3 protein-coding genes are annotated in these 2,077 nt (G+C 61.7%); all 3 read left to right on the top strand.

What is annotated here, in order from left to right; all coding sequences use genetic code 11:
- On the top strand, positions 1–866 hold an 866-nt coding region (locus ABHR76_RS00980; protein ID WP_346976534.1), incomplete at its 5' end, for a DEAD/DEAH box helicase.
- Between the two features lie 165 nt (positions 867–1,031).
- A complete protein-coding gene (locus ABHR76_RS00975) occupies positions 1,032–1,394 on the top strand; it encodes a desulfoferrodoxin family protein (RefSeq protein ID WP_055285739.1) in 363 nt (120 codons plus the stop codon).
- 117 nt (positions 1,395–1,511) lie between these two features.
- A partial coding sequence (locus tag ABHR76_RS00970; RefSeq protein WP_488212529.1) for a carbon-nitrogen hydrolase family protein occupies positions 1,512–2,077 on the top strand: 566 nt, incomplete at its 3' end.

Raw genomic sequence — 2,077 nt, 5'->3', positions numbered from 1 at the left:
GCACACGTGAATCGTTTGCAAAGCGCTTCGAAAGCCCGGTCGAGCATGCCGAGGGCGACAGTGCCGCCCGCCTGCAAGCGCTCGTGTCGCCGTTTGTGCTGCGCCGTGTCAAGGAAGACGTGGTGGCCGACCTGCCCGAGAAGATCGAGGATACGGTCATGGCGCAGCTCACCGGCGAGCAGCGCAAGCTTTACCTGGCAAACCAGGACCGCATCGCCCAGCAGGTGCAGCACCGCGAGGCATCCGAGTTTAAGAAAGACAAGCTCAAGGTGCTCGCCGAGCTCACCAAGCTGCGCCAGATCTGCTGCGACCCGCGTCTGCACTACGAGGATTACAAGGCGGGGAGCGCCAAACTCGATACGTGCATGGAGCTCGTGCACGGCGCGCTCGACGGCGGGCATCGCATCCTGTTGTTCAGCCAGTTTACGGGTATGCTCGATATCATCGGTAAGCGCTTGGCCAAGGAGGACATCGCCTTCCTTAAGCTCACGGGCGCTTCGTCTAAGGAGAGCCGCGCCAAGATGGTCGCGCAGTTCCAAGCGGGCGAGGTTCCGGTCTTTTTGATTTCGCTCAAGGCGGGTGGCGTGGGCCTTAACCTGACGGCTGCCGACGTGGTCATTCACTACGACCCGTGGTGGAACGTGGCGGCGCAGGACCAAGCGACTGACCGTGCACACCGTATTGGCCAGCAACATGCCGTGACCGTGTACAAGCTCATCGCCAAGGACACGATCGAGGAACGCATTATGCAGATGCAGGAGTCCAAGCGCGACCTGGTCAACAGCGTGCTCGGCGGCGACGGCATCTCGTCGGCACTGTTTACCCGCGAAGATGTTCTGGCGCTGCTGGGCGGTGACGGTCGCTAGCCGCGCGCGGGGTGGGACTGCTGGAGTGGGCAGGACGGTCGACGCATTTTGGCCCGACCGCTTGCCTGATCCGTTATGTGTTCATTTGCAATGCCGTGGATGGTTTGTCTGCCTTTGGGCATAAGAACCATCAAGAACATTGGCACATCAGCAAAGGAGAACATCATGGCGAAATTCTTTAAGGACCCCGACGGCAAGCTCATCGCTGCCCTTGGCGACGACGTTGCGACCCCTGCCGGTTGCACGGAACTGACTGCAAACACTGAGGACGCGGCGCACGAGAAGCACGTTCCTGTTGTCGAGACCGAGCGTGACGGTCACGTGATTCGCGCACGCGTTGGCTCGGTCGAGCACCCCAGCCTGCCCGAGCACTACATTGAGTGGATCGCCCTTGAGGCCGAGGGCCGCTTGGAGGTCCATTACCTTGAGCCCGGCATGAAACCCGCGACGTTTTTTGCGGGCGGCTCCAAGACCGGTACCGTCTATGCCTACTGCAACCTGCACGGGCTGTGGTCCGCGACATTCTAGGAGCGCGCCCCCGCTCGGGGTATCATAGTTAGCATATGCACATGCAAGCGCCGACTGCATTATGCGGCCGGCGCTTTTACTGCGATTTCGATGGTTTACGACGGAAAGGGCTGAGCCATGAAGCTCGCGCTTGCACAGATCGATATGCGCCTGGGTGATATTGAGGGCATTTGCGGCCGCATCGAGGACCAGGCTCGTCTGGCCCGCGAGCGCGGGGCGCGCGTGCTGTGCGTTCCGGCTCCGCTCTTTATGGGCGCCATGCCCGGTGGCCTGGTGGGCGCTGCCGACTTTGAGCACGACGTGCTTGCCGGTTTGACTGGTGTCGCCGAGCGTATCCAGGAGCTTGACATGATCTGCATCGTGCCCGCGGCGGTTTCGTTTGAAGGCCAGCCGCTGCTCGACTACATGATGCTCAAGGACGGTCATGTGGTGCCGGCGCGTTCGAGCATTGCCTTGCAGCGTGGCGAGAACAACGACACGCGTTGGGCGCCGCCGGTGTTCGACGTGGACGGCGTGCGCATCGCCGTGATTTTTGACTTGGACCGCGAGCTCGAGATGTTGCCGACCGGCGTCGACCTCATCGCGTATTTCCAATTCAACGCGTTTGACATGACCGACCGCGAGACTGCCGCCATTGCCGCCGTTCGCAGCGGCGCCTACCGCAAGATCGCATCCAAGCGCAG

The organism is Collinsella aerofaciens (genome assembly GCF_039752985.1).
Taxonomy (GTDB): Bacteria; Actinomycetota; Coriobacteriia; order Coriobacteriales; family Coriobacteriaceae; genus Collinsella; species Collinsella aerofaciens_BT.
The sequence above is the reverse complement of the archived record's forward strand: the minus strand, read 5'-3'. Positions and strand labels throughout refer to the sequence as shown.